Origin of the sequence: Luteimonas sp. 8-5 (assembly GCF_029763755.1) — a bacterium.
Lineage (GTDB): Bacteria > Pseudomonadota > Gammaproteobacteria > Xanthomonadales > Xanthomonadaceae > Cognatiluteimonas.
The window spans coordinates 1-5,098 of the sequence record NZ_JARUVM010000058.1; the positions used below are offsets into that span (position 1 = coordinate 1).

The following is a 5,098-nucleotide window of genomic DNA, read 5'->3' on the forward strand; positions in this document are numbered from 1 at the left end:
GCGCTGGCGCCGCGGATTCGCCCGATGCCAACGCGCATGGCCGCGAACCACGCACGCCAGCCCGGCGGGAACTCGCCCGGCGCCTCTTCGGGACGCAGCGACCGGCGCGCTCGCCGGCGCAGGAATTCGATCAGTTCGGCCGAGGAAAACACTCGTGCCGGAGCCGTGTCAGGCGCTGCCGCGCGGCATGTAGGGCGCCTGGCCGGTGTCGTGGTCGGTCGCGTCGCGCACTGCGGTCACGCCGGGCACGCGTCCCAGCAGGGTCTTCTCGATGCCCTGCTTGAGGGTGACGTCGACCATGCCGCAACCATGGCAGCCGCCGCCGAAGCGCAGCACAACGATACCGTCGCGCGTGACTTCCTCCAGCGAGACGTGGCCACGATGCTGGGCCAGTTGCGGATTGACTTCGTGCTCGATCACCCAGCGCACCCGTTCCACCAGCGACGCCGATTCGGCCGGCGCCTCGCCCTTGATTTTCGGTGCGCGGATCTGGAGCTGCCCGCCCGTGGCCTGCGGCTGGTAGTCGATCTCGGCACCATCGAGGAAGCGTACGCTGGCCGCATCCACCCACAGCGTGAAGCCCTCGCAATCGACCGCCCATTCGTCGCCGCCAAGGTCGGCGGGCTCGGCGAACTCCAGGCGCACGTCCGCCTGCGCGGTGCCGGGCATGTGCGCCGACAGGCGCACGCCGAGCCCGGGCAGGCTCTCGCGTTCGATCAGCTTGCGGAAATGGGCCTGCGCAGTCTCGGAAATCTGGATCATGGGGCTATTCTATCGAGTCCCCCATCGCCGAGGATGCCCGCCATGTCCGACCTCGTTCCCCTCGTTCAGGCCCACTGCATTCCCCGCCGCGGCAGCGAGCACCGCCTGCCGGAAGCGCGCGTGCGCGAGCTGTTGCCCGAGATCCCCGGCTGGGAACTGGCCGAGGAAGGCAAGGCGCTGGTGCGCACCTTCGGCTTCAAGGACTACTACCGGACCATGTCGTTCGTGAACGCCCTGGCGCACATGGCCAACCGCGAGGACCACCACCCCGACCTGTCCGTGCACTACGACCGCTGCGTCGTCCGCTACAGCACCCACGACGTCGGCGGCCTCTCCGAGAACGACTTCATCTGCGCCGCCCGCGCCTCCGCCCTCGCGACGTGACAGATATTTTGACGCGGATCAACGCGGATGAGAAGCGCGGATCAACGCGGATAGAGCATCTGAAAATGGTTGTTCGGCGACTGGCTCGATTGCCGTGCACGACTCCCTCTTCCGCTTCATCCGCGTCTATCGGCTTTCCTTATCCGCGTTGATCCGCGTCCTGCGTCTGGCTCTTCCTAACCCAGCCGATCGAGGGCGTCGAGGAGCTCGGGGGGCAGCGGGGCGCTGAGGACGTAGGGGGTCTTGCCGGCGTCGAGGGCGAACTCGAGCGAGGCGGCATGGAGGAACAGGCGCTTGAGGCCGATGTCGCGGCGCAGTCGGGCGTTGGCTTCAGGGTCGCCGTATTTGTCGTCGCCGGCCACGGGATGGCCGATGTGCCGGGCGTGCACGCGGATCTGGTGGGTGCGGCCGGTTTCGATCCGGACTTCGCAATACGACTGCCCGCCGCGACGCTCCAGCAACCGGAAATGGCTCAGCGAAGGCTTGCCGCCGTCGCTGACCTGGACATGGCGCTCGCCGCCCTGGCGCAGGCCCACGTGCAGCGGCGCGTCCACGCTCATGGTGCCGTCGGGCATGCGCCCGGCCAGCAACGCCAGGTAGCGTTTGCGGATGCCGCCGGCGTGGCCATGGTCCTCGCGCATCAGCGCCTGCAGTTCCGACAGCGCCGAGCGCTTTTTCGCCACCACCAGCACGCCCGAGGTGTCACGGTCGAGGCGGTGGACCAGCTCCAGGGATTCGCGCGGGCGCAGGGCGCGCAGGGTCTCGATCACGCCGAAGGAGATGCCGCTGCCGCCGTGGCTGGCCACGCCTGACGGCTTGTTGACCACCAGCAGTCGGGCATCCTCGAACACGATGCTGGCTTCCATGGCCTCGAGCAGGCCCTTGGCCGGGGCGCCCTTCTCCTCCGGGCCGGCCAGGCGCACCGGCGGGATCCGTACCTCGTCCCCGCCCTCGAGCTTGCGCTCGGCCTTGGCCCGGCCGCCGTTGACGCGGACCTGCCCGGAGCGCACCAGCTTGTAGACCAGGCTGCGCGGCGCGCCCTTGAGCTGGCCCAGCAGGAAGTTGTCCAGGCGCTGCCCGGCACGGTCCTCCGGGACCCTGACGGTATGCGCTCCCCCGCCCCGTTCAGCTTCCGGGCGCGAGGTTCGATTGGGGCCTTCCGGCAGGGTCATTGGCAGCCTTGATCTGATACACTCGCCGGGCGAGATAAGGGTTTGATTTCGCAGGGAGTTGAGACGCCTGGGCCGAAAGCCCGCCTCCTTGGCGATATCCGGCAGCAGTACGCGACCACCGCCCCCGGGGCGGCCATGTTAGCGGCTCGCCGGCAAGCCCGGCCATCGCCCGGCGTGTCAGACGCCGGCGCTGAACACGACCCGCGTGCCGCACCCAGGTGTGCGACACCGGCCTGGCAACACTGAACAACAAGAGAAGCGCTCCCGCGGCCAGCCGTGGTGTCGCAGCGCTGGAAAACTCGAGGTCCCCCGCAATGCGGCCGGGACGCGGTATCCAGAGGCGGTACGCCCACGGCGTTGCCGCGAGCTTGCTCCCCGACAGGGAGCGGAGCGCGCGAGGAACGCCACAATGAAACGCATGCTGATCAACGCGACGCAGGCAGAAGAACTGCGCGTCGCAATCGTCGATGGCCAGACGCTGTACGACATCGACATCGAGCAACCTGCCAAGGAGCAGAAGAAGTCCAACATCTACAAGGGCCGCATCACCCGGCTCGAGCCTTCGCTGGAAGCGGCTTTCGTCGAATACGGCGGCGAGCGCCACGGCTTCCTGCCACTGAAGGAAATCTCCCGCGACTACTTCCAGGCCGGCGTCGACCCGAACAAGGCCGGCCTGAAGGAACTGCTGCGCGAAGGCCAGGAAGTCGTGGTCCAGGTCGAGAAGGAAGAACGCGGCAACAAGGGCGCCGCCCTGACCACCTTCATCTCGCTGGCCGGCCGCTACATGGTGCTGATGCCCAACTCGCCGACCGCCGGTGGTGTCTCGCGCCGGATCGAGGGCGAGGACCGCGCCGAGCTCAAGCGCGCCATGGATGCGCTGCAGATCCCCGACGAGATGGGCGTGATCATCCGCACCGCCGGCGTCGGCCGCGATGCCGAGGAACTGCAGTGGGACCTGGACTACCTGCTGCACGTCTGGAAGTCGGTCGCCGAGGCTGCCCTGAGCAAGCCGGCGCCGTTCCTGATCTACCAGGAGTCGCGCCTGATCATCCGCGCCCTGCGCGACTACATGCGCCCGGACGTCGGCGAAATCCTGGTCGACACCGAGGAGATGTACGCCGAGGCGCGCGAGTTCGTGCAGCAGGTCATGCCGCACAACCTGCGCAAGCTCAAGCACTACACCGATGACGTGCCGCTGTTCAACCGCTTCCAGATCGAGTCGCAGATCGAGGGCGCGTACGAGCGCGAAGTACGCCTGCCGTCCGGTGGCGCGCTGGTCATCGACCAGACCGAGGCCCTGACCGCGGTCGACGTCAACTCGGCGCGCGCCACCAAGGGCAGCGACATCGAGGAAACCGCGTTCCACACCAACCTGGAAGCGGCTGAGGAAGTCGCCCGCCAGATGCGCCTGCGCGACCTTGGCGGCCTGGTGGTGATCGACTTCATCGACATGTCGAGCAACAAGCACCAGCGCGAAGTCGAGAACCGCCTGCAGAGCGCGCTGCGCTCCGACCGCGCGCGCGTGCAGCTGGGCCGGATCTCGCGCTTCGGCCTGCTGGAGATGTCGCGCCAGCGCCTGCGCCCGAGCCTGGGCGAGTCGAGCCAGATCGTGTGCCCGCGCTGCGAGGGCCATGGCCGCATGCGCAGCGTCGAGTCGCTGGCGCTGTCGATCATCCGCCTTGCCGAAGAGCATGCGATGAAGGACAACACCGGGCAGGTCCTGGTGCAGGCCCCGGTCGAGATCGCCAACTACCTGCTCAACGAGAAGCGCCGTGCGCTGGCGGAGATCGAGAAGCGCCACGGCGCGCCGATCGTGATCGTCGCCGACGACCAGCTGCACACGCCGCACTTCGAGGTCACCCGCATCCGCGAGAACGAGCTGGGCGAAGAGACCAGCAAGCCCAGCTACCAGCGCGGCAGCCCGCGCAAGCTGGCGACCATCGCGCTGACCAAGGCCAACCTCAACGTGCCGGCCGTCGCCGCGGTGACCAACGTGCGTCCGGCGCAGCCGGCGCCCGTGCGCGAGCCGCGCGAGGAAGCCCCTGTCGCGCAGCCGGTGGCTCCGGTGCAGGCCCGAAGCGTGGGCCTGTGGGACCGCATCCTCGGCTTCTTCGGCGGTGGCGAGCACACCGTCCCGGCCAAGTCCGCGCAGCGCGGGCAGGACTCGCGCGATCGCAACAATCGCGATGCCCGCGGCGAGCGCAACGACCGCAACCAGCGCCGCGACGGTCGCGACGGTGGTCGCAACGGTCGCAACCGCGATGGTTCGCAGCGTCGTGGCGAGAAGCAGGACAAGCCCAAGCAGCAACAGCAGCCCAAGCAGCAGCAACAGCAACAGCAGCAGCCCAAGGCGCAGAAGCAGCCGAAGCAGCCGCGTCCGCCGCGCGAGCCGCGTGAGCCGCGCGAGGCCAGGCAGCAGCAGGCCCCGGCCCAGCCGGCCACGAAGCCAGAGGCGGAAGTCGAGAACATCGCCGCGACGACGCCGGTGATCGAGGCTGCCACCACGGCGGTGGCGGTCAGTGCGGCGCCTGCCGCCGAGGCCGCCGCTGCAGTCGCCACGGCCGTTGGCGAGCAGCCGACGACTCGCGACGACGCCGAAGGCAACGACCAGGGTAGTGGCGAAGGTGGACGCCGCCGTCGCGGCCGTCGTGGCGGCCGCCGCCGTCGCCGCGGAAACGGTGGCGCCGACGCCGAGGCCGGCAACGAGAACGCACAGGCCGCTTCGAACGAGCAGGACGACGCGATGTCCGGCGACGTCACCCTCGCCCAGCGCAGCCAGC

The 5,098-nt window shown here is 69.1% G+C and carries 4 protein-coding genes; 2 read left to right on the forward strand and 2 right to left on the reverse strand.

The window, feature by feature from the left end; genetic code table 11:
- Positions 1-168: 168 nt before the first annotated feature.
- Positions 169-762 (reverse strand): NfuA family Fe-S biogenesis protein, encoded by a 594-nt coding sequence (locus QAA18_RS07765; protein ID WP_279412337.1) that lies wholly within the window; start codon positions 760-762, stop codon positions 169-171.
- 42 nt (positions 763-804) lie between these two features.
- On the opposite strand from QAA18_RS07765, the gene QAA18_RS07770 reads away from it, so the two are divergent.
- Positions 805-1,146: a 4a-hydroxytetrahydrobiopterin dehydratase gene (locus tag QAA18_RS07770; protein WP_279412338.1), complete on the forward strand. Its 342-nt coding sequence runs from the start codon at positions 805-807 to the stop codon at positions 1,144-1,146.
- A 176-nt stretch (positions 1,147-1,322) separates the two neighbouring features.
- On the opposite strand, the gene QAA18_RS07775 is transcribed toward QAA18_RS07770, so the two are convergent.
- On the reverse strand, positions 1,323-2,318 hold the full coding sequence (locus QAA18_RS07775) for an RluA family pseudouridine synthase (protein WP_279412339.1): 996 nt from the start codon (positions 2,316-2,318) through the stop codon (positions 1,323-1,325).
- Between the two features lie 409 nt (positions 2,319-2,727).
- Between QAA18_RS07775 and QAA18_RS07780 the strand changes: the two genes are divergently transcribed.
- On the forward strand, positions 2,728-5,098 hold a 2,371-nt coding region (locus QAA18_RS07780), incomplete at its 3' end, for an Rne/Rng family ribonuclease (RefSeq protein WP_279412340.1).

Bases quoted from the DNA above. Each gene is read 5' to 3' on its own strand.
- QAA18_RS07765 (WP_279412337.1), bottom strand. From the start codon at position 762: ATGATCCAGATTTCCGAGACTGCGCAGGCCCATTTCCGCAAGCTGATC.
- QAA18_RS07770 (WP_279412338.1), top strand. From the start codon at position 805: ATGTCCGACCTCGTTCCCCTCGTTCAGGCCCACTGCATTCCCCGCCGC.
- QAA18_RS07775 (WP_279412339.1), bottom strand. From the start codon at position 2,318: ATGACCCTGCCGGAAGGCCCCAATCGAACCTCGCGCCCGGAAGCTGAA.